The 22,498-nt window shown below is 68.7% G+C and carries 16 protein-coding genes and 1 pseudogene; 4 read left to right on the top strand and 13 right to left on the bottom strand.

Going from position 1 to position 22,498, the window contains the following annotated elements:
• Positions 1-15 precede the first annotated feature (15 nt).
• The 9 genes from egtE to SHTP_RS01100 form a co-directional block, all read right to left on the bottom strand.
• Entirely contained in the window at positions 16-1,167 is a 1,152-nt protein-coding gene (egtE, locus tag SHTP_RS01140) for an ergothioneine biosynthesis PLP-dependent enzyme EgtE (protein WP_096369529.1), read from the bottom strand.
• A complete protein-coding gene (egtD, locus tag SHTP_RS01135) occupies positions 1,164-2,129 on the bottom strand; it encodes an L-histidine N(alpha)-methyltransferase (RefSeq protein WP_096369528.1) in 966 nt (321 codons plus the stop codon). The genes egtE and egtD overlap by 4 nt, the downstream gene beginning before the upstream one ends.
• Entirely contained in the window at positions 2,126-2,839 is a 714-nt protein-coding gene (gene egtC, locus SHTP_RS01130) for an ergothioneine biosynthesis protein EgtC (protein ID WP_096369527.1), read from the bottom strand. The genes egtD and egtC overlap by 4 nt, the downstream gene beginning before the upstream one ends.
• On the bottom strand, positions 2,839-4,140 hold the full coding sequence (gene egtB / locus SHTP_RS01125; RefSeq protein WP_096369526.1) for an ergothioneine biosynthesis protein EgtB: 1,302 nt from the start codon (positions 4,138-4,140) through the stop codon (positions 2,839-2,841). The genes egtC and egtB overlap by 1 nt, the downstream gene beginning before the upstream one ends.
• A complete protein-coding gene (gene egtA / locus SHTP_RS01120; protein WP_096369525.1) occupies positions 4,137-5,426 on the bottom strand; it encodes an ergothioneine biosynthesis glutamate--cysteine ligase EgtA in 1,290 nt (429 codons plus the stop codon). The genes egtB and egtA overlap by 4 nt, the downstream gene beginning before the upstream one ends.
• Before the next feature lie 147 nt (positions 5,427-5,573).
• A complete protein-coding gene (locus tag SHTP_RS01115) occupies positions 5,574-6,221 on the bottom strand; it encodes a sensor domain-containing protein (protein WP_071498215.1) in 648 nt (215 codons plus the stop codon).
• Positions 6,222-6,268: 47 nt separating this feature from the next.
• Positions 6,269-7,717, bottom strand: coding sequence for a catalase (locus SHTP_RS01110; protein WP_011741910.1), 1,449 nt, complete (start codon positions 7,715-7,717; stop codon positions 6,269-6,271).
• Between the two features lie 162 nt (positions 7,718-7,879).
• A complete protein-coding gene (locus SHTP_RS01105; protein ID WP_020785275.1) occupies positions 7,880-8,308 on the bottom strand; it encodes a hypothetical protein in 429 nt (142 codons plus the stop codon).
• 118 nt (positions 8,309-8,426) lie between these two features.
• A complete protein-coding gene (locus SHTP_RS01100) occupies positions 8,427-8,783 on the bottom strand; it encodes a hypothetical protein (protein WP_373120945.1) in 357 nt (118 codons plus the stop codon).
• A gap of 197 nt (positions 8,784-8,980) precedes the next feature.
• Between SHTP_RS01100 and SHTP_RS01095 the strand changes: the two genes are divergently transcribed.
• Together SHTP_RS01095 and SHTP_RS01090 are read left to right on the top strand one after the other, a co-directional pair.
• A complete protein-coding gene (locus tag SHTP_RS01095) occupies positions 8,981-12,358 on the top strand; it encodes a PE family protein (protein WP_096369524.1) in 3,378 nt (1,125 codons plus the stop codon).
• A 119-nt stretch (positions 12,359-12,477) separates the two neighbouring features.
• Positions 12,478-13,680: an ISAs1-like element IS2404/ISMul1 family transposase gene (locus SHTP_RS01090; protein WP_420872926.1), complete on the top strand. Its 1,203-nt coding sequence runs from the start codon at positions 12,478-12,480 to the stop codon at positions 13,678-13,680.
• On the opposite strand, the gene SHTP_RS26605 is transcribed toward SHTP_RS01090, so the two are convergent.
• Complete coding sequence (locus tag SHTP_RS26605) at positions 13,681-13,884, bottom strand: hypothetical protein (RefSeq protein ID WP_157756258.1); 204 nt, start codon at positions 13,882-13,884, stop codon at positions 13,681-13,683.
• An 87-nt stretch (positions 13,885-13,971) separates the two neighbouring features.
• Between SHTP_RS26605 and SHTP_RS29590 the strand changes: the two genes are divergently transcribed.
• Positions 13,972-15,156 carry a hypothetical protein gene (locus SHTP_RS29590; RefSeq protein WP_265338862.1) on the top strand — a complete coding sequence of 395 codons (1,185 nt, stop codon included), beginning with the start codon at positions 13,972-13,974 and terminating at the stop codon, positions 15,154-15,156.
• On the opposite strand, the gene SHTP_RS01075 is transcribed toward SHTP_RS29590, so the two are convergent.
• Genes SHTP_RS01075 through SHTP_RS01065 form a run of 3 tightly spaced genes read right to left on the bottom strand, consistent with a single transcriptional unit; the run spans position 15,146 to position 18,615 of the window.
• Positions 15,146-16,282, bottom strand: a complete 1,137-nt coding sequence (locus SHTP_RS01075) for a DUF4185 domain-containing protein (RefSeq protein ID WP_096369521.1) — start codon at positions 16,280-16,282, stop codon at positions 15,146-15,148. The two genes, SHTP_RS29590 and SHTP_RS01075, sit on opposite strands and share 11 nt — an antisense overlap.
• 7 nt (positions 16,283-16,289) lie before the next feature.
• Positions 16,290-17,348: an aspartate-semialdehyde dehydrogenase gene (locus SHTP_RS01070; RefSeq protein ID WP_096369520.1), complete on the bottom strand. Its 1,059-nt coding sequence runs from the start codon at positions 17,346-17,348 to the stop codon at positions 16,290-16,292.
• A 1-nt stretch (position 17,349) separates the two neighbouring features.
• Positions 17,350-18,615 (bottom strand): aspartate kinase, encoded by a 1,266-nt coding sequence (locus SHTP_RS01065; RefSeq protein WP_096372251.1) that lies wholly within the window; start codon positions 18,613-18,615, stop codon positions 17,350-17,352.
• A gap of 352 nt (positions 18,616-18,967) precedes the next feature.
• On the opposite strand from SHTP_RS01065, the pseudogene SHTP_RS01060 reads away from it, so the two are divergent.
• Positions 18,968-22,496 (top strand): annotated as a pseudogene (locus SHTP_RS01060) (ABC transporter ATP-binding protein).
• Positions 22,497-22,498: the final 2 nt, after the last annotated feature.

The following is a 22,498-nucleotide window of genomic DNA, read 5'->3' as shown; positions in this document are numbered from 1 at the left end:
GCAAGCCCCGCAACGTCAGGTAGCGGTGGTCGCCGCGGTCGCCTCGATCAGCGCTTCAGCGAAGTTTTCCAGATCCTCGGCCGTGGTATCGACGTGTGGCGCGACGCGTAGCACCGGGGCCGTCAGCTCTTGGGGCGCCCGCGCAATTCCGGCGTAGGTGGTCAAGATCCGGCGCTGCTCGAGTAGCCACTCCCGCACCGCCGCCGGGTCGGCGCCGTCGATTGGCGCCAAAGTGGTAATCGCACTGGGCTCGTCGACCTCTTCGACCACCAGCCAGCCGTCCACGTCCGCCAGCACCCGACGGGCCGCGGCGCCCAGCTCGGCCAGGCGCGCCCGGATCAACGCCGGCCCATATTCCAGATGCTCCCCCACCGCTAGTGAAAAACCAACTCGCGCCGCGATATTGGCTTCGCCGAACTCCAGGATCTGGGCGACCGACGTGGACGGTGAATCCGGGGACCAATCCGGGGGCGCCAGGCGCGGCGTCAACCGATCCAGCACCTCCGGGCGCATGGCCAGCACTCCGACACCGCGCGGCCCGGCAAGCCACTTGCGCGACGACGAATACGTGACATCGGCGCCCACGGCGCAATCTATCTGGCCCATCCCCTGAGCGGCGTCGACGACCAGGGGCAGCCCCAGCTCGCGGCAGAGCTCGGCCATCATGGCCAGCGGCTGCACGGTGCCCCGGTGGCTGGCCACCGGCGTCAGGTGCACCAGCTCCGGTGGGTCTTCCTCGAGTTCGTAGGCCGCATCGTCAAGGGCGAGCCGGCCGTCGTCCAGCGTCGGCAGCAGGCGAACCTCGAATCCGTGCGCGGCCATGACCGCCAGGTTGGGACCGTACTCGCCGGGCAGGCAGGCCAGCGTCCGGCTCTCCCGCGGCCAGCTGCCCAACAGCAGATCCAGTGCGTGCAGCGAGCCGGTGGTGAACACCACCCGCGCGTCAGGCACGCCACACAAGGTCGCAACCGCGGCGCGCCCCGCATCAAGCACGGGTGCGGCAGCCTCGGCGGCCACGTATCCACCGACCTCCGCCTCGTGTAGACCATGGGCGGCGACGGCCCGCAGCACCTCGAGACTTTGTCGCGAGCAGGCGGCACTGTCCAAGTGCAGTCCCGCCGCCGGAGGACGTGCCGCCCGCCACCGGTCGGCCAGGGTGTCGGTCACTTGGTGGCCAGGGACAGTCCGAAGTCGCCGGCCTCGTCGGTCCACCACTGGATGCGACGCAGGCCAGCCGCGTCCAGCTCGGCACTGACACCTTCCGGCCGGAACTTGCAGGAAACCTCGGTGAGCATCTCCTCACCGGCAGCAAAATCGACGGTCAATCCCAACGCACGCACCCGCACCAGCTGCCGGCCCTCGGCCCGCAGCCACATCTCGATGCGCTCCTCCACGCTGTTCCAGCGGGCGATGTGCTGGTAGGCGTCCACGTTGAAATCCGCATCGAGTTCTCGGTTGACCACGGCGAGCACGTTGCGGTTGAACCGCGCCGTCACTCCCGCGGCATCGTCATACGCGCGGATCAGCCGGTCGGTGTCCTTGACCAGGTCGGTGCCCAGCAACAGACTGTCTCCGGGCCGCATCACCGCGGCCAGGCCGGCCAGGAACTCCGCTCGGGGCCCGGGCGTGAGGTTGCCGATCGTCGAGCCCAAGAAGACGAACAGCCGACGCCCGCCGGTCGGGATCTCGGCCAGGTGTTCCTCGAAATCACCGCAGACGGCGTTGATTTCGATGCCGGCATATTCGCTTTGAATCGCGCTTGCGGCCGCCGACAGCACACTTTCGTCGACATCGAAGGGAACGAATCTTTGCAGCAGGCCGCCGTCTCGTAGCGCATTCAACAACAGCCGCGTCTTTTCCGAAGTACCGCTGCCGAGCTCGACCAGGGTGTCGGCCGAGCTGGCTGCCGCGATGTCGGCCGACCGGGCACGCAGAATCTGCGCCTCGGCGCGGGTCGGATAGTACTCCGGCAATCGGGTGATCCGATCGAACAGCTCACTGCCGACGGCATCATAGAACCATTTGGGCGGCAGCGACTTTGGGCTCTTCTGCAGCCCGTCGAACACGTCGCGACGCAACGCGAGATAGACCGAGTCCTCGGCTAGGCGGTTGGATAGCGACAGCGTCATCGCGTTCCTTTCGTGGGCTCCAATGCGGTCAAGGTAACCCCTTCCGCGGTGACCTCGACCAGGTGCCGGTCCGGCACATCTTCCCAGTCGGTGTCGTTGTCATAGGGCTCACTGGCCACCACCACCCCATCGGGGCGACGCAGGATGGAAAGGGTTTCGTTCCAGGTAGTGGCAAGCAAGCGAGACCTGTTCGCGGCCAGCACATTAAGCCGGGCACCTGGATCGGCGGCCCCGATCTCGCGGATCGTGTCGCCCAGCGCATCCAGACCGCGCTCGAAGATGGCCGCCGCGAGCAATGCGCTGTCACATACCGATTCGGCTGAATCGCTGCGCGGCAACACGGCCCGGTCGACGATACCGTTGTGCGACAACAGCCAGCGGCCGTCGGTGAATGGGGCGGTCGCGCTGATGTCGATTGGCATTCCGACGGTTGCGGAACGCACCGCGGCCACCACGCACGAGCTGCGCAATGCCGGCGCCACCGAATCAAAGGACGCATCACCCCACAGCGGAGCCGGGCTACGCCAGCGCCTGGGTGCGGGGTCGTCGTAACGGCTGTCGAAGAAGCCGGCACCCCAGCCGTCGGCGTTCATCAGGCAGTGTTTCTGGCGGCGCGGCGCATACGACTGCACCCGCAGACCGTAAGGCGGATCCAGGATCAGCGAGGAAAGCGTGACCTCGCTGCCGAGCCAACCGAGATGACGACACATCAGGCGGCATCCTCAATGGACCACGCCAACCGAACGCCCGCGAAGATCTGGCGTCGATACGGATGGTCCCAGTTCCGGAAGCTGGGCCGCAGGATGGCCGGCTCGACCGCCCAAGATCCACCGCGCAGCACCCGATAGTCGCCGTCGAAGAACGGCTGCGAGTAGCGCTGGTAGATCATCGGGGCGAAGCCCGGCCAGGGCCGCAGCGGCGACGCGGTCCATTCCCAGACATCACCGAGCATCTGCTCGGCTCCGTACGCCGAAGCGCCGGCCGGATACGCACCGACCGGTGCCGGACGCAACGCCGCGGCACCCAGGTTGGCGTGGGCGGCGAAGTTGCCGACCGGCCCCGCGGAGTCCCCCCACGGATAGCGGCGGCGCGAATTGGTCACCGGGTCCCACGCGCACGCCTTCTCCCACTCGATCTCGGTGGGTAGCCGGGCTCCGGCCCAGGCCGCGTAGGCCTCGGCCTCGAAGTAGGTGACATGCTGCACCGGCTCATCGGCCGGGATGTCTTCCTGGTAGCCGAATCGGGTGCGGGTTCGTCCATCGGCGTTCCAGAATTGCGGCGCGCTCAGGCCGGCGCTCTGGCGGTGCGCCCAGCCGCGCGGTGACCACCACCGCGACTGTTGGTAGCCGCCGTCGTCGATGAAGTGCTGCCATTCGGCATTGGTGACCGGCACCCGGCCGATCCGGAACGCCGCAACGTCGACCGGGTGGGCGGGACGCTCATTGTCCAGTGAGTACGGCTCGGCGCTACCGTCCACACCCAGCACGAACGGCCCGGCGGGGACCTCTACCGACGTTCCGGCCAGGCCCGCCCGTCCGGGAGGCAAGGCGGGGGTCTGCCCCAGCAACGGCGGGCCGGATCGCAGATTCAGTGCCTGCAACATCGTCTCGTTGTGCTGGCTTTCGTGGCTGATCACCATGCCGAACGTGAAGTCATCGCCCTGTCCGTCCAGGGCGTCGAGAGCATCCAGGACGGCCCCGCGGACCGTCCGGCAATATGAGTCCGCCTGCGCCGGGGACAGCAGCGGAAGCTCGACCCGACTGGCCCGGTTGTGCACGAAGGCGTCGTAGAGACCCTCGACCGCCCGCGGCAGCATCCCCGGCCGATCCGGGTCGCCCTCACGTAGCAGCCACAGCTCCTCCTGCTGACCGATATGGGCCAGGTCCCACACCAGCGGGCTCATCAGGGGGTCGTACTGGCGACGAAGTTCGGCGTCGTCGAAATCGACCAGCCGCAACGTTTGGGTCCGGACCCGATCCAGGTCCTCGGCAAGTCGTTCTCGTGAGGTCACTGTTCCCCTCGGGCCAGCCGCGCGATCGCCGGCGCGACGCCATGCTCGGTCACCTGATCGCCAAAGTCGTCACCGGGGCAGCGGCCCCGCTGCACGTAGGCCAGCAGCGACTGCAGGGCGTCGGCAAGCTCGGCCGGCGCCCGTTCGGCCGCGATGGCCACACACCGGCTGGCCGCCGCATGCAGCCGCGGATCCCCCAGGCCCGCGCGCGCCGCCGTGTCCCACTCGGTGGCGACCGGCTGGACGGCCTCGAAGGCCAGCTCTGCGGCGCCGGGATCATCCAGCAGCGTCACCAGCGTGAACACCACGGCGGGCCAGAACACGTTGGAAAGACTGTCCAGATAGCGGATCTCCAGCCACTGGCGTGGCCGCACCGGCGGGAACAGCGTGGTCAGGTGGTAGTCGAGATCGGCGTAGGTCGGCCGCCGATCGCCCAGCAAGACCCGACCGTCCACCCAGTCGGCGAAGGGCACATGGTGGGTCACCGCCACGGCATCCGGATTGTGCACCAGCATCACCGGGGCCTTGAGCGCGTAGTGCGCCCAGTCGGTGGCGGGATCATCCGCGCTGGCCCCGAGGATCGGCCCGCATCGGCCGTCGTCCATCTGCCCCCACACCCGCTGCCGCGTTGATCTCCAGCCAGAGAACTCGCCGCCCAGCATCGGCGAGTTCGCGGCGATCGCGATCATCGTGGGCCCCAGGGCGTGCGCCAACCGCACCCGAGACGCCCATCCCGACTGCGGTCCGGCGTCCAGGTTGACCTGGATCGAGGCGGTCGACGTCATCATTGCGGCGCCGGCCATCCCGGATTGGCTGGCGGTGAAGAACTGCTCCATGGCCTGGTAGCGCGCACCCGGATTGATCCGCATGGTCGGACGGATCGGGTCGGCGCCCAGACAGACCAGGCCCAACCCGGCGTCGGCAAAGGCCGACCGCAGCACGGCTTGGTCCCGGTGCATCGCGTCGATGGCGGCCAGGATGCCGTCGCACGGTGGACCCGATAATTCCACGGCCCCGCCGGGTTCGACGGTGACCGCACTCCCGCCCGGCGGCTTTCCCAGCCCCTCGAGAACGTCGCCGATCTCCTCCCAGCTCGGGCGGCGATGCGGATCGGCTGGGTCGTAGCAGTGCGCTTCGATCTCCAGACCGACTCGCCCAATGGGGCCGTCGACCAGCCGCCCATTGGCGATGTACTGCGCCGCGACCGCCGAACCGGCGATGTCGGCATCGGCCGCACGAGAGCTGTCCAGCTGCGACGTCGCCGCAGGACTGGGGGCGAACGTCATATCACGATCCCTCCGGGCCGGATGCTGCGCGGCTATCGGCAACGATAACCGCCACATGCCATCTTCCAGGTCATCTTCCAGACCGTCCCGACATATTCCCGCACGTTTTGGTTGCACGGGTCAGACGGGTACCCACATCCGTGGGGATTACTGGCCCAGGGTGTTCTGCATTGCCCCAGCCAGCACGTTGACCGCGGGACCGCCGTTGCTAGACTGGCAGACTTTGGCCTGCAACAACACATTTTCACGCAGCCGGGTTTGATTGAAGCAGCGCCGGTCGGTGTCGGCTTCCTGCTTGGTCCACGCCGCGTCGGTAGCCGTGGGCGCGGGACCGTCGAACGACCAAACCTGGGTGGTGCCGTTGTCCAGATGCATGGCTGTGGTCTGCCCCGAACAACCCACGGTTCGGTCGACGACGCGATGGAACGCCCGGCTCGCGGCATCGGTGGTGGCGAATACACCGACCGCCTGCTTGACGTAGTGAGTCTGGTCAGTGGCAGAGGTCTGCGTGGTAGCCCCGTTGAACGAGGCGAGGTCGGGATCGTTGAATACCTCGGGTAGCCCGATGTCAGCCCAGTTATTGCACACCGGTAGGTCAACCGAGTACGCCTGGAACGGCTCGGTGAACACCGACTCCCACCCCATCGGCGCGCCGACGATATTGCCCACCGACCCCTTGCCGAGGACCGCGTAGGACACCACGCCCGGATCCGACGGGTTGGCCAACGCGGGCGAAGCCACCAACGAGGCAGTCACTCCCAGCCCGAGCAGCGCTGCCGCCAGTGCGGGGCGCATGAGGGTCGGACTGGTCATGAGGCCGATCATGCCAGGCGAGGCCGCGCTCAACTGGAATTGGCCCGCACCCCTTCCTCAACCGCCTTGCCCAGATCGGGATCGACATTGCGCCAATACTCGAAGACGCGCGAGAGCACCGGCTCCTTCACACCTTTGCAAATATGCCCAATGATGTTGCTGGCCAACCGATCCCGTGCTGAATCGTCGAGAACTTCGCGGACCATGGTGCCGGCCTGGCCCCAGTCGTCGTCTTCGGGGTGCGGCGTGTACGCGGCGCGCATCATCTGCCCATCGGCGTGCCAGCGCACCTCCGCGGCGCGGGCCGGATCGGCCTGGGGGCCACCATAGGAGTTGGGCGCGTATACCGGATCCGACGCGTTGCGCACCCGCATCGCGCCATCCTTGGAGTAGCTATTGACCTGCACTATCGGCGAATTCACCGGGATCTGGCGGTAATTGGTGCCCAACCGGGCCCGGTGCGCGTCGGAGTAGGAGAACCCTCGGGCCAAGAGCATCTTGTCCGGGCTCAGCCCGGTACCGGGCACGATGTTGTTGGGCTCGAACGCCGCTTGCTCGATCTCGGTGTGGTAGTCGGTGACGTTGCGGTCCAAGGTCAACTTGCCGACATCGATCAACGGATAGTCGCTGTGTGGCCAGACCTTGGTCAGATCGAAGGGATTGAACCGATAGCTCTTGGCCTCTTCGAACCCCATGATCTGCATTTTGAGTGTCCAACTGGGAAAGTCACCGCGCTCGATCGCTTCGTAGAGGTCGCGCTGGTGGTAGTCGCCGTCCGTACCGGCCAACCGGTCGGCGTCCTCTTGGGTGAGGAAGTCGATGCCCTGATCGGTGATGAAGTGGTACTTCACCCAGAAGATCTCGTCGGCGGCATTGATCCAGCTGTAGGTGTGGCTGCTGTAGCCGTTCATCTGTCGCCAGCTCTTGGGAATCCCCCGATCACCCATCAGCCAGGTCACCTGGTGCGCGGACTCCGGCGACAGGCTCCAGAAGTCCCATTGCATGTTGTGGTCACGCAGATTCGTTGCCTGCATGCGCTTCTGGGACCGGATGAAGTGCTGGAATTTCAACGGGTCGCGCATGAAGAAGACCGGCGTGTTGTTGCCGACCATGTCGAAGTTTCCCTCTGAGGTATAGAACTTCAACGCGAAACCACGCGGGTCCCGCCAGGTGTCCGGGCTGCCGCGCTCGCCGGCAACGGTGGAGAAGCGGATCAGCGTGTCCGTCTTGGCACCTGGCGCGAACACCGCCGCCCGGGTGTACTTGCTGACGTCGTGGGTCACCTCGAAGTGGCCGTGCGCGCCGCCACCTTTGGCGTGTGGCTGGCGTTCCGGGATGCGTTCCCGGTTGAACATCGCCATCTGTTCGATCAGGTAGTGATCCTGCAGCAGGATCGGTCCGTCGGGGCCGATGGTCAGCGATTGGTCGTCACTGGGCGCGGGATTGCCGGCGTCGGTGGTGGTGTAGCGTTCCGCCATTTCGGCACCTCCTTGCGTGATTGTGCTGTTTGGGCTGGTCCGCGAAAAGCTATGGGACATCTGCCGATACCGCTGCCAGCTATCACCTGGCACCGCGCGCAGTACCGGCACCTAGTTGCCCATACCCAATTTCTGGCGCCCGAATCACCGGGCGGCGCGGCGCTAGGGGCGAGCCGGTGGGGTGCTGGGAGCGGGTGCGCTCGGTGTTTGGACGGGGCCGGTGGCGCCCCCGTGCGGGCCGGGGCTCATCCCGGGCCCCATGCCCGGACCCATGCCCGGCCCCATCCCCGGAGGAGGCGGACCGGGCAGAAAGAACATCCCGCCGGGGCCGCCGGGACCGCCCGGACCACCGCTACCGCCGGGCTTGAACATGCCGTGATGGTGGTGGCGATGATGATGGCAGGCGCCGTGCCCGAAGACCAGGGCGCCGGCGAAGAACAGGGTCGAGGCGATGAAGGTGATTCCCGCGACGATGACGACCCACGCCGCGACCCGATAGAGAGCGGGCACCTTTTCCACCGGCGGCGGTGGGGGTGGCGCAGCGGTAGCGACCGCAGGCGGCGGAGTTGCGGGTTCGGATGTTTCACTCATCCTTCGAATATTGCTCAACCTGCAGGAACCGTAAAGAGTCTGAGCCGCAAAGTTGCCATGAATTGATGTAGCCCGGAGCTCGGGGGCCGAGCTCCGGGCTACCGGGTCAAGGTGTCGTCTAGCGCCCTGGTGTGGTGGAAGGCGCAACCGAGGTCGGGACCTCGCCGGGCCCACCCGGGCCGGAGCCGGGGCTGACCGCCGGGGCTCCACCGTGGTGCATTCCCGGGCGCAGCATCATCGCGGGGTGGTGCTTGTGGTGGTGGCCGCGGTGAAAACCACCGTGACCGCTGTGCATACCGAGTCGGAATCCGGTGAAGAAGATCACCGAGACGATGAACACGATCCCGGCAACGATGGCCACCCACGCCGCGGCCTTGAAGACCTTGGGAGTCTGGTGCTGCGGTGGTGGCGGCGGCGCGACCACGGTCGAAGTTGGTGCGGCAGAAGTTTCGGACGTTTCACTCATGACACGAATGATGCCTAAGGAAACAATAGTGGCGGCTATGGACTACTTATGTAACAGCTATGAGCCGTGCCCCGACCGTTGATCCGCGGCGCCCAGGATTGGGCCTAAAGACCCTACTAACGCCCCGTGACCTCGGCGAACCATATGCGGTTAAGCGATTTACGCAGACGTAAGCGATTCGCACAGACGCTCCAGGGAGCCACGGGATGTCCTATCTGTTCGCTTCACCTGAGCTGATCACGACGGCAGCCGAGAGCTTGGCCGGGATCCGCTCCACGATCAGCGAGGCCAACGCGGCGGCAGCGGCGACCACGACGCAGTTACTGCCCGCGGCTCAGGATGAGGTTTCTGCGGCCATTGCCAGGCTATTTGGCACCTTCGCGCTGGACTATCAGGCACTCAGCTCCCAGGCCGCGCAGTTTCACGCCGATTTTGTGCGGGCGTCGACCACCGGTGCCGGCGCCTATGTGGCGGCCGAGGCCACCAACGCCGCACCGCTGCAGGCCCTGCTGGGTGTGATCAACGCGCCCGCCCAGTCGCTGTTCGACCGCCCGTTGATCGGCAACGGTGCCGATGGCTTGCCGGGGACCGGGCAAGCCGGCGGCGATGGTGGGCTGCTGTGGGGCAACGGGGGAAACGGCGGGTCCGGTGCGCCCGGCGGTAATGGCGGGGCGGGCGGGTCGGCCGGCCTGTTCGGCAATGGCGGGGTCGGCGGCGCCGGCGGGGCCGGGGTGGCCGGAGTGGGCGGCGCCGGCGGGATCGGCGGTAACGGTGGGCTCTTCGTGGGGGCCGGCGGCGCCGGCGGGGCCGGCGGTCTCGGGGCGGCAGGCTTCGCCGGCGGGATCGGCGGCAACGGAGGAAGCGGCACCGGTCCGTTCGTGACCGGCGGCGTTGGTGGCGCGGGTGGAGCTGGTGGCGCGGGCGGGGCCGGCGGTGCCGACAAGGTCCTGCTGTTCGGTGCCGGAGGTGCCGGCGGCGCGGGCGGAGTGGGCGGCATCGGCGGCAACGGCGGCACCGGCGGCACCGGGGTGACCTTTGGCACGGTGGGGGGCGACGGTGGCGCCGGCGGGATGGGCGGGGCGGCCGGTGCCGGCGGAGCCGGCGGTGCCGGCGGGTTGTTGTTCGGCAGCACCGGCAGCGCAGGTGTGGGGACCGGCGGCGCCGGCGGCGGTGGCGGCCACGGCGGCAACGGTGATGTGGGCACGGCCGGCAACGCCGGCTTCGCCGGCGGCAAGGGCGGCGCCGGCGGCAACGGTGGAACCGGCCTCAGCGGCGTCGGCGGCAATGCCGGTAGCGGCGGAGCCGGCGGTGACGGTGGGGCCGGCGGCGCGGACACCGGTACCGGCGCAACCCTCGCCCCGGCCGGTGGTGCCGGCGGGGACGGCGGCAACGCCGGGGTAGCCGGCAGCGGCAGCGCCGGCTCGGGTAGGGGCGGCACCGGTGGCGCCGCCGGTCACGGAGGGGCCGGCAGCATCGGCAACCCCGGGGACCCCGGCCTCGACGGCGACACCGGCGGCCACGGCGGCCAAGGCGGCAACGGCGGCGATGCCACCGGCGCCGGCAGCGTCGGCGGTCATGCCGGCAACGGCGGCAAAGGCGGCCTGGGTGGCGCCGGCGGCGCCGACACCGGAACCGGCGCCACCGCTGCCCCGGGCGGGGGCGCCGGCGGCAGCGGCGGGGATGCGGGCATCGCCGGCGCCGGCGCCACCGCGGGCACCGGCGGAGTCGGCGGCGACGGCGGAGCCGGTGGAGGAGGCAGCGAGGGCAGCACCGGCCATGCCGGCCTCGCGGGTGATGGCGGCGGCAGGGGCGGTGACGGCGGCAACGGCGGCGCCGGGTTCAGCGGCAACGGCGGCAACGCCGGCAGCGGCGGGGCCGGCGGGGCCGGCGGTCACGGCGGTCACGGCGGCGCCGACACCGGAACCGGCGGCACCGTGGCGCCCGCCGGCGGCAACGGCGGCGCCGGCGGTGACGCGGGTGCGGTCGGCACTGGCGCAGCCGGCGCGGGCGGCGGCGGCACCGGCGGCAACGCCGGTGACGGCGGGGCGGGCAGCACCGGCAACATTGCTGACCCCGGCCTTACCGGCGACGCCGGCGGCGCGGGTGGTCAAGGCGGTAACGGCGGCAACGCCACCGGCACCGGCAGCGTGAGCGGCAACGCGGGCAGCGGCGGAGCGGGCGGAGAAGGGGGCACCGGCGGTATCGACACTGGGACCGGCGCAGCCGTCGCACCCGCTGGCGGGGTCGGCGGCGACGGCGGCGACGCCGGCATCGTCGGCGCCGGCGTGACCACGGGCAGCGGCGGCACCGGGGGTGACGGCGGTAAAGGCGGGGCAGGTAGCGCCGGCAATGCCGGTGACCCCGGCCTGTCCGGCGACATCGGCGGCAGGGGCGGTGACGGCGGCAACGGCGGAGCCGGGTTCAGCGGGGTCGGCGGCAAGGCCGGTAGCGGCGGCGCCGGCGGGCACGGCGGATCCGGCGGTGATGACACCGGAGTCGGCGCAGGGGTTGCCCCCGCCGGCGGCGCCGGCGGCGATGGCGGTGACGCCGGTACCTCCGGCAGCGGCAGCGCCGGGCTCGGCGCCGGCGGGGTCGGCGGCGACGGCGGCAACGGCGGGCCCGGAAGCCACGGCAACACTGGCGATACCGGCGCCGCGGGTGACATGGGCGGCGACGGTGGGCGCGGCGGCAACGGCGGCAACGCCACCGGGACCGGCAGTGTAGGGGGCAACGCCGGCAGCGGCGGCCAGGGCGGCAACGGCGGCAACGCCACCGGGACCGGCAGTGTAGGGGGCAACGCCGGCAGCGGTGGCCAGGGCGGCAACGGCGGCAACGGCGGCGCCGACCCCAACCACGGCGGATTCACCACCCTGACCGCCCCGTTCGGTGGCAACGCCGGCAACGGCGGTGACGCCGGAACCGCCGGCGCGGGCGCCACCACCGGCGCCGGGAACACTGGCGGCGACGGCGGCAACGGCGGCGCCGGCGCCTTGGGCAACGACGGCGACCCAGGCCTCTTCGGCGACAACGGCGGCAACGGTGGCCAAGGCGGCAACGGCGGCAACGGCGGCCTGGGCTTCAGCGGCACCGGCGGCGCCGGCGGCCAAGGCGGCAAGGGCGGCGGCGGTGGCACCGGCGGCAATGACAACGGCTCCGGCGGCAGCATCGGTGGCGCGGGCGGCAAGGGCGGCGACGTTGGGGATGCGGGTAGCGGCTTCGTTGCGCGTCACGGCGGTGCCGGCGGTGCTGGCGGCACCGGCGGCGACGGTGGCGGCACTGTTACCGCCAGCGGCCCCGCCGGCGGCGATGGCGGCGGCGGCGGCAACGGCGGCAAGGGCGGCGACGGCGGCAATTCCTTCGCCGGCGGCACCAACGGCACCAGCGGGGCCGGTGGCAGCGGCGGCGACGGCGGCACCGGCGGCAGCAATGCCAGGACCGGCAACGGCGGCAACGGCGGTAACGGCGGCATTGGCGGGGACGCCGGTACCGCCGGCACCGGCGGCAGCGTGCTCAGCTCCGTCGGCGGCACCGGCGGCGCCGGAGGCAACGGGGGCACCGGCCAGGGCTCCGGCGTTGTTGATTAGCAGGCTTGTGAGCTGGGTTGATGATCTTTGGTGCCGCGCTATTGGGGCCGGAGTGTAGGCACGGGCTATCTGGAGAACGATCGAGTTGGTTACTGTTCGTCGTTGGTCTGGAGTTGCCCGTGCCTACCGTTTCAGTATTGCCTGTGTCGTCGGTTCCAGAGGTGTTCGACCGCTGGAGTCCTGGTGAGCGCAGCGAGCTCATCGGATCGGAGTTTCTCGATGTGTTGGCCTCGGTGCCAGACCCGAGGGACCCACGCGGTCGGAGGTATTCGCTGATGGCTTTGTTGGCGATCGCGGTTCTGACCACTGCCGCGGGGATGCGCGGCTATGCTGATTTTGCCACATGGGCGGCCACCGCTCCCGATGATGTGTTGGCCCAATTAGGGGTCCGGTTCCGGCGGCCCAGTGAGAAGACCTTCCGCGCTGTTTTGTCTCGGCTAGACCCCGCCGACCTCAACGCCAGGATGGGCAGTTACTTCACTGCACACGTGGCCAGCAGCGACCCCAGTGGATTGGTGCCGATCGCGTTGGACGGCAAGATGCTGCGTGGTGCTTTACGCGCCAAAGCGACAGCCACGCATCTCGTGTCGGTGTTCGCCCACCGTGCCCGATTGGTGCTCGGTCAACTCGCTGTCGCCGAGAAAAGCAATGAAATTCCCTGCGTACGTGCCCTGCTCACGCTGCTGCCGGGTAGCTTGCGGTGGCTGGTCACCGTGGATGCGATGCATACCCAGGTCGTCACCGCGAAGTTGATCTGCGCCACCTTGAAGTCGCACTACCTGATGATCGTCAAGTCCAACCAAGCCAAAATACTTGCGCGTATTACCGCGCTGCCCTGGGCCGAGGTGCCCGCAGCCGCTACCGACGACTCCCGCGGCCACGGCCGTGTCGAGACCCGCACCCTGCAAATCATCACCGCTGCACGAGGAATCGGCTTCCCCTACGCAAAACAAATCATCCGGATCACTCGTGAACGCTTGATCACCGCCACCGACCAGCGCAGCGTGGAGGTGGTCTATGCCATCTGCAGCCTGCCGTTCGAGCACGCCCGCCCTACCGCGATCATGACCTGGATGCGTCAACACTGGAGAATCGAGAACAGCCTGCACTGGATACGCGACGTCACCTTCGACGAAGACCGTCAAAGGGCACATACCGGAAACGGCGCACAGGTCCTAGCAACGCTACGCAACACCGCGATCAATCTGCACCGCCTCAACGGCGCCGACAACATCGCCGAAGCCTGCCGGATCACCGCTTTGACCGCCAACCGCCGCCTAGACCTCCTCAATCCACAATTCCCCAGCTCACAAGCCTGCTAATCAACAACGCCGGAGCCCTGGGGCACCGGCGGCCTCAGCGCCGTCTCCGGCACTGGCGGCGCGATCGGCAACGGCGGCAACGGGGGCAACGGCGGCAACGGAGGTAACGGCGGCACCGGCGACCTCGTCGAGGCCGGCGGCGCCGGTGGCAAGGGAGGCGCCGGCGGCCTGGTTCTCAACGCTCCCGAGGGAATAGGTCTGCAAGGCGGTTCCGGCGGTAACGGCGGCACCGGTGGTAACGGCGGTACCAGCACCGGAGGCCTGTCCAGCAACACCGGCGGGGACGGCGGCGTGGGCGGCATCGGCGGCGTCGGCGGCAAGGGTGCAACCGGCAGCACCAGCGTCGTACCCGGCATCGGCGGCTCCGGCGGGAAGGGCGGTCTGGGTGGCGACGGCGGCCTTGCCTCCGGCGCCGGATCCGTCGGTGGAGACGGCGGCGTCGGCGGCGCCGGCGGCACTGGCGGCAACGGCGGGACCGATGGCGGGTCCACCTTCGGTGGACAACTCGGCGGCGCGGGCGGCGCGGGTGGCGATGGCGGCAACGCCGGCTCCGGTACCACCGCGGGCGACGGCGGCGCCGGTGGCCGCGGCGGCAACGGCGGCAACGGCGGCAACGGCGGTGCGGCGGGCACGGCCGGAACCGGCGGCACGTTCTCGAGCCCGATCGGCGGCGCCGGCGGCACCGGTGGTACCGGCAGCAACGGGGGCAACGTCTTCAACAATTTCTACAACCACGTGACCAATACCGGCTACAGCGGCGGCAACGGCGGCAACGGCGGCGCCGGGGGCACCGGTGACCTCGCCGAAAGCGGCGGCGCCGGCGGTCAGGGCGGCAATGGGGGTACGGGCAGCAACATCACCGTGCCGGTATCGCTGAGCGCCACCGTCGATGGCGGCGCGGGCGGGGCCGGCGGCCAAGGCGGGGTCGGCGGGACCAGCACCGGCGGCATTTCCACCAACACCGGAGGTGCCGGCGGCGTCGGCGGGACCGGCGGCACCGGTGGCCTGGGCCAGCCCACCACCAGCGTCGTGGGGCTACCGGCAGGCACCGGCGGAACGGGCGGCAACGGGGGCATCGGCGGGACCGGCGGCACCGCCAGCGGCGCGGGGGCCACCGGCGGAAACGGCGCCATGGGTGGGATGGGCGGCATGGGCGGCGGTGGGGGCAACGCCGCCAGTTCGGGCTTCGACGGGGGCGTCCGCGGCCAGGGTGGTACCGGCGGTCAAGGCGGTGATGGCGGCACCGGCACTACCGACGGGTCCGGCGCCCAAGGCGGCCAGGGCGGGACCGGCGGCCACGGTGGGGTGGGCACCAACGGCGGCAGCGGCGACCCCGGCGACACCGGAGATTTGGGTGGTGTTCCCAGTGGGGTGACCGGCGGCGACGGCGGCACCGGCGGCGCCGGCGGCGCGGGGGCGTTTAGGTCCGAGCTGCTCGCGGACCCGAATGCGTCCCCAACCCCGCTCAGGGCTTGAACGGGTTCACCGCGAATTGGATCACCCGATACGGCCCGCTCATCCGCGCGCGGGTGTCCCACTGGCTGACGAATATCCGCAGTTCGTCGAGGGTGGAGCCGGGCGAGATGTAGCCGCCGTAGGGCTGGGCGAGCCGGTTGTCGAATGGCGGCGGCAGACTCTCCGCGGGTTCCGGCCACTCGTCGTGCTGCACCACCGTCGTGACCGGCGCATCTCCCAGCAACATCGGATTGGCGGCCACTCGCACTTCCATGTTGAGAGTGGTCGCGTTGAAATACGACAACACGGTCATGCCATCGATCTGCCGAATGCTCATTTCGCCGACCTGATCGCGCCAGAGCGGTGTCGGCGGCTTGTTCCAACCGCCGCCGGGCCCGCCGGCCCAGCCTTGCCACTTGGACCGGTCGATGAAGGTCTGCGGCGTCGCCCGATACAGCAGCACCGGATCTCTGCGGGTGAAATTGTCGGCCACGATGTACACCCAGCCGCCGGGCGAATCGGGGGTGGGAATGGGGTCGTAGTACCCGCTGATCTGAGTCTGTGACCCGTCCTGATACCGGGCCGCGCGCTGGGTGCCCGCGATGGTCTGCCAGCCCGCACGCTCCGGCACCGCCAACACCAGCCTCGAACTCTGCGGCTCCAGGTCTTTGGTCGTGGTCACCATCAGGTAGTTGTGCCGGTTGATCTGCACCACTCCGGCGGGCAGCTGCGAGTTCCCGGCAGGTGTGGGATCGGCAAGCAGCGGGCTGCCGATGCCCGTGACTCCGGTGTAGCGCACCCCTGCCGGGTCGTCGACGGACGCGGTGTCGACACGCAATGCGATCGGCGAGTACCAGCCGCCGAACCCGACACCCTGGCCGGCGAAGCTATCGCCGCACACCTGCAACAGCTCGGTGGGGAATTCGACGAACTCGCACAGATCGGTGGCGCCAATGCCGTAGTCGCCGGTCGGCGTTCCGGTGCCGGCGGTTGGCCCCATGCGCAACACTTGGCCGGGCGCCAACGGCGGTAGAATGGGCGCGGGCCCCGGCGCCGGCGGATCGGCGTGGGCGATCCAAAAACATTGCGAGGCAACGATAACCAGCACGACAAGCAGGGAGCACCGCACGACCAGGGCGGAGCTCACCCTTAGGTCACCGGTCAGCGGCCAGCAGTTCGGCGATCTGGATGGTGTTCAGCGCCGCCCCCTTGCGCAGGTTGTCCCCCGACACGAACAGCGCCAGGCCGCGCCCGTCTGGCACACCCGGGTCTTGGCGGATGCGACCGACCAGCGACTCGTCGACTCCTGCCGCGGCCAACGGCGTCGGCACGTCGACGACTTTGACGCCCGGGGCCCCGTCGAGAAGTTCGCGCGCCCGCTCCGGCGAGAGCGGCCGCCCGAATTCGGCATTGATCGACAACGAGTGTCCGGTGAACACCGGTACCCGCACGCAGGTACCGCTGACCGACAAGTCGGGAATGCCCAGAATCTTGCGGCTCTCGAAACGCAGCTTCTGGTCCTCGTCGGTCTCGCCGGAGCCGTCGTCCACCAACGATCCGGCCAGCGGCACCACATTGAACGCGATCGGCGCCACATACTTCACCGGCGCCGGGAACTGCAGGGCCGCACCGTCGTGCACCAATTGCTCGGCGCCGTCGATCACCTCGCGCACCTGGGTCGCCAGTTCCTCGACGCCCGCCACCCCGCTACCGGACACGGCTTGATACGACGAGACCACGATGCGGACCAGCCCAGCCTCGTCGTGCAGCACCTTGAGCACCGGCATCGCCGCCATCGTGGTGCAGTTCGGGTTGGCGATGATGCCCTTCGTGAGAGGCCCAGCGCGGTTCGCGACATCGCGCTCGAAGTTGACCTCCGACACCACCAACGGCACGTCGGGGTCTTTACGCCAGGCCGACGAGTTGTCGATCACCGTCACGCCGGCGGCGGCGAACCGCGGCGCCTGCACCTTCGACATGGCCCCACCGGCCGAGAACAGCGCGATGTCCAGCCCACTGGGATCGGCGGTCTCGGCGTCTTCGACCTCGATCTCCTGGCCGCGGAAGGGCAGCTTGCGGCCCTGCGACCGAGCGGATGCGAAGAACCGGACGGAGGTCGCCGGAAAGTCACGCTCATCGAGCAGCGCGCGCATGACCTGACCGACCTGGCCGGTGGCCCCCACTATCCCGATCGACAAGCCGGTGGCACCCATCTCAGCGCCCCGTCCCCGCGTAGACCGTGGCCGTCTCCTCCCCGCCGAGACCGAACGCCTCATGCAGGGCGACAACCGCCTTGTCCAGCTCGGTGTCGCGGCACAGCACCGAGATCCGGATCTCGGAGGTGGAGATCAGCTCGATGTTCACGCCGACCGCTGCCAGCGCCTCACAGAACGTCGCGGTGACACCGGGATGGCTGCGCATGCCCGCGCCGATCAGCGACAGCTTGCCGATGTGGTCGTCGTAGAGCAGTTGGGTGAAGCCGACTTCGTCTTTGAGCAAGTCCAGCTTGGCCACCGCCGTGGGGCCACTGTCTCGCGAACAGGTGAAGGTGATGTCGGTCCTGCCGTCCTCGACCTTGGACACGTTCTGCAACACCATGTCGATGTTCACGTCGGCCTCGGCGACGGCCCGGAAGACCTTGGCCGCATAGCCCGGGATGTCGGGTATCCCGACAATGGTCACCTTGGCCTCGCTGCGGTCGTGCGCGACGCCGGTCAGGATGGGGTCTTCCATAGCTATGTCCTTGATCGATCCGACAACGAGGGTGCCCGGTTTGTCCGAATAAGAAGAGCGGACGTGCACGGGAATGTTGTGCCGGCGCGCGTATTCCACACAGCGCAGCATCAACACCTTGGCGCCGCAGGCCGCCATCTCGAGCATTTCCTCGAAAGTGACGGTGTCCAGCTTGCGGGCGTTGTGCACGATGCGCGGGTCCGCGCTGAAGATGCCGTCCACGTCGGTGTAGATCTCACAGACGTCAGCGCCCAGCGCGGCGGCCAGCGCGACCGCGGTGGTGTCCGATCCGCCGCGGCCCAAGGTGGTGACGTCCTTGCTGTCTTGGCTCACCCCCTGGAAGCCGGCGACCAGCACGATCCGGCCTTCGTCGAGCGCGGCCTGCAGCCGTCCCGGCGTGACCTCGATGATCTTCGCGTTGCCGTGGGTGCCGGTGGTGATCACGCCGGCTTGTGAACCCGTGAAGGACCGTGCATGCGCACCCAGTGATTCGATCGCCATCGCCACCAGCGCGTTGGAGATGCGCTCGCCCGCGGTCAGCAGCATGTCAAGTTCGCGCGGCGGCGGTACCGGACACACCTGCAGCGCCAGGTCCATCAGGTCGTCGGTGGTGTCGCCCATCGCAGAGACCACGACGACGACGTCGTTGCCCTGCTTCTTGGTTTCGACAATGCGTTCGGCGACGCGGCGAATCCGTTCGGCACTGCCCACCGAGGATCCGCCGTACTTCTGCACGACGAGCGCCACTGTTTCCCTTCCCATACCGAAGCTGCGCAACCACCACTGGTGGTATAAGTCCACAACAGGATACGTGTCGGCGCATCTCAATTAATTTCGATGCCGCGGGGCCACGGTTCGGCCGTCGAGGGCGGCGCGCGCCGGGCATCACCCGAAGACGCAGGTACGCCGCCCGCTGGTGACCAGCAACCGGCGGGGTTCATCACGAGGCGAGGCCAAGTTCACTCGTTCCGGGTGGCGGCCCCGGACAAATTTCGCAGATGTGCAGGTGATCCGGGCAGCGTGGGAGAATGCCTGCGGCGGCCACCAGCGCATTTGGGCTGGCGGTCGTCCGGGTTCGCGGGAAAGGGCTGTTCGCGGGATGCGGACGAACTGGTGGGGACGGTTGTCCCGATACGTTCTCCGGTACCGGCGTGACCTGCTGCTGGGATTGTTCGCGTCGGCGGTCGGCACCGCGATCACGGTCATGGTTCCGCTGGTCACCAAACGCGTCATAGACAATGCGATCGCGCCGGATCACAGACCTCTGGCGCCGTGGGCTCTGGTGCTGGTTGCTGCTGCGGTTGCGATCTACTTCATGACCTTCGTGCGCCGGCATTACGGCGGTCGAATCGCCCATTTGGTGCAGCATGACCTCCGCGTGGACGCGTTTGCGACGCTGATGCGCTGGGACGGCCGGCAGCAGGACCGCTGGAGCAGCGGCCAGCTCATCGTCCGGACCACCAATGACCTGGAACTGGTGCAGACGCTGCTGTTCGACCTGCCCAATGTGATCCGGCATCTGCTTACGCTGCTGCTCTGCCTCGCGGTGATGGCCTGGCTGTCCTTACCACTGGCTTTGCTCGTGGTGCTACTTGTCCCGCTGATCGGCCTGGTCGCCCATCGCAGCCGCCGCCTGCTGGCGGTAGCCACCGAGGCCGCGCAAGAACGCAATGCCGTGGTCACCGGTGTGGTCGACGCCGCGGTCAGCGGGATTCATGTCGTCAAGGCCTTCGGGCAGCAGTCCCAGGAGACGGTGAAACTCACGACTGCCGGCCGCGCGCTCTATGCAGCACGCGTGCGGGTAGCCCGGCTCAACGCATACTTCGGCCCGCTGCTGCAAAGCCTGCCCGCCTTCGGGCAGATGGCGGTCCTCGCGGTCGGCGGATGGATGGCGGCGCAGGGCACGATCACGGTGGGCACCTTCGTTGCCTTCTGGTCTTGCCTGACCCTGGTGTCGCGCCCGGCGTGTGATCTGGCAGGGGATGCTCACCATCGCGCAGCAGGCGCGGACGGGCGCCATGCGGGTGTTCGAACTCATCGACAGCCGGCCGACTCTGGTCGATGGCACCAAGCAGCTGCCCTCGTCGACTCCGGTATCCCTCGCCTTCGAGCAGGCATCGTTCGGCTATGCGGCCGAACACCCCGTCCTGCCCGGCATAGACCTCTCCGTTCGGCCCGGGGAAACCCTTGCCGTGGTCGGCCCGCCAGGCAGCGGCAAATCCACCTTGGCGCTGCTGGCGATGCGCTGCTATGACGTCACCGCGGGAGCGGTCCGCGTCGGCGGCCATGATGTGCGCGACCTGACTCTGGATTCGTTGCGCTCGGCTATCGGCCTGGTGCCCGAACAGGCCATCCTGTTTTCCGGAACTATCGGTGAGAACATCTCCTACGGCCGCTCGAACGTGACGCTGGAGCAGATCACCGCCGCGGCCTTGTCCGGCGGGCAGCGGCAACGCATCGCGCTGGCCCGGGCGCTCGTTGGCAATCCCCGATTGTTGATCATGGACGAGCCGACCTCGGCCGTAGCCGCGGTCATCGAAGCTTCGATCCAGGACGTGTTGCGGGAGGTCCTCGCAGACCGGACCGCGGTCATCTTCACCCGCCGCCGCTCCATGCTGTCCTTGGCCGACCGCGTCGCGGTGCTCGATTCCGGGCATCTGCTCGATATCGGCACCCCGGAACAGCTATGGGGACGTTGTTCGCGTTATCGCGAACTACTCTCGCCCGCAACAGATCCCCTGCGTAGTCTCGCGTTCGAAGACGGTGTGCCCGAGCCGGAATCGGAACCGGAGGCCATCGACGTCGCCGCTGACGCGACCGGACCCAGCGACCACTCGCCCAAGCCCGACCTGTTGCGCCGGCTGCTGCACGACTTCCGCGGGCCACTGATCGTGAGCCTGTTGCTGGTAGCCCTCGAGACCGGTGCGGGATTGTTGCCGCCCCTGCTCATCAGGCACGGTATCGATGTCGGCATCCGTCAGCACGTGCTAACGGCGCTGTGGTGGGCGGCACTGGCCGGCGCCGCCATCGTGGCCATCCGCCTGGTCGCACAGTGGGGCAGCGCCGTGGTCGCCGGAACCGCCGGGGAGAAGGCGCTGTTCCGATTGCGCTCCCTGGTATTTGCCCATGCGCAGCGTCTGGACCTAGACACCTTCGAAGACAACGGTGATTCCCAGATCATTACCGCGGTCACCGCCGACGTAGACGCCATCGTGGCGTTCCTGCGCACGGGCCTGGTCATCGCCATCGTCAGCCTGATGACGGCGGTGGGCATTCTGGCGGCACTGCTGGCCATCAACGCCAAGTTGGCGTTGCTCATCTTCGCCACCTTGCCGATGCTGGGCCTGGCGACCTGGCAATTCCGCCGGGCGTCGAGCTGGACCTACCGGCAGGCGCGGCAGCGGCTTGGGACCGTGACCGCCACCCTGCGGGAGTACTCCGCGGGGCTGCGAATCGCACAGGCCTACCGTGCCGAATACGTAGGATTTCAAACGTATTTCGCGCACAGCGACGACTACCGACGACTCCGCGTCCGTGGTCAACGGCTGCTGGCGCTGTATTTTCCGCTCGTACCGTTAACCTGCAGCCTGGCAACGACACTGGTGCTGTTCGAAGGGGGCCGCGACGTACAGGCGGGCGTGCTCTCGGTCGGCGCGCTGGTGACCTACCTGCTCTATGTCGAAATGTTGTTCGCGCCGGTCGACAAGCTGTCCCAAATGTTTGACGAGTATCAGCGCGCGGCGGTTGCCGTCGGACGGATCCGGTCGCTGCTGAGCACACCGACCGCATTTTCGCCGTCGGCGGCGCCGGTGGGAACGCTGCGCGGTGAGATCGAGTTCGACGCCGTTCACTTCCGGTACTCGACCCGGGATGCGCCCGCACTGGCCGGGATCAATCTGCGGATTCCCGCCGGCCAAACGGTGGTGTTCGTCGGCTCCACCGGGTCAGGGAAATCGACCCTGATGAAGTTGGTGTCCAGGTTCTACGACCCGACGGACGGAATCATCCGGATCGATGGGTGCGACTTGCGGGAATTCGATATCGACGGCTACCGCAGCCGGCTCAGCATCGTGGCGCAGGAACCCTACCTATTTGCCGGGACGGTCCGTGATGCCATCGCATACGGGCGTCCCGATGCCACCGACGCGCAGGTCGAACGGGCCGCGCGCGAGGTGGGTGCACACCCCATGATCGCCGCGCTCGATGGCGGGTACCAGCATGAGGTGGCCGCAGGTGGCCGGAATCTGTCCGCCGGCCAGCTGCAATTGCTGGCGTTGGCTCGGGCGCGGCTGGTCGATTCCGACATCTTGCTGCTCGACGAGGCCACCGTCGCCCTGGACCCCGCTACCGAGGCCTTGGTGCACTGGGCGACCCTGGGCCTGGCAGCCGACCGGACCACGTTGATCATTGCCCACGAGTTGGCAATTGCCGAATTCGTAGATCGGATCGTGGTTCTCGAGCAGGGAACCATTGTCGAGGACGGCACCCACGTCGAGCTACTGGCCGCCGGCGGACGCTATGCCGCGCTGTGGGCGGCCCACAGCCGGGTGGGCCGGCCGTCGCCATCCGACGATCGGCCGATCCCAACCGAACTGATGGTCCATTCCCCCGACACGGATGTCCTCTAGCG

Source organism: Mycobacterium ulcerans subsp. shinshuense, assembly GCF_002355775.1.
Classification (GTDB): Bacteria; Actinomycetota; Actinomycetes; order Mycobacteriales; family Mycobacteriaceae; genus Mycobacterium; species Mycobacterium marinum.
The sequence above is the reverse complement of the archived record's forward strand: the minus strand, read 5'-3'. Positions and strand labels throughout refer to the sequence as shown.

Excerpts from the sequence above, each read along its gene's own strand:
- egtD (WP_096369528.1), bottom strand. The coding sequence starts at position 2,129 with ATGACGCTGTCGCTATCCAACCGCCTAGCCGAGGACTCGGTCTATCTC.
- egtC (WP_096369527.1), bottom strand. The coding sequence starts at position 2,839 with ATGTGTCGTCATCTCGGTTGGCTCGGCAGCGAGGTCACGCTTTCCTCG.
- egtA (WP_096369525.1), bottom strand. The coding sequence starts at position 5,426 with ATGACGTTCGCCCCCAGTCCTGCGGCGACGTCGCAGCTGGACAGCTCT.
- SHTP_RS01115 (WP_071498215.1), bottom strand. The coding sequence starts at position 6,221 with ATGCGCCCCGCACTGGCGGCAGCGCTGCTCGGGCTGGGAGTGACTGCC.
- SHTP_RS01110 (WP_011741910.1), bottom strand. The coding sequence starts at position 7,717 with ATGGCGGAACGCTACACCACCACCGACGCCGGCAATCCCGCGCCCAGT.
- SHTP_RS01105 (WP_020785275.1), bottom strand. The coding sequence starts at position 8,308 with ATGAGTGAAACATCCGAACCCGCAACTCCGCCGCCTGCGGTCGCTACC.
- SHTP_RS01095 (WP_096369524.1), top strand. The coding sequence starts at position 8,981 with ATGTCCTATCTGTTCGCTTCACCTGAGCTGATCACGACGGCAGCCGAG.
- SHTP_RS01070 (WP_096369520.1), bottom strand. The coding sequence starts at position 17,348 with ATGGGTGCCACCGGCTTGTCGATCGGGATAGTGGGGGCCACCGGCCAG.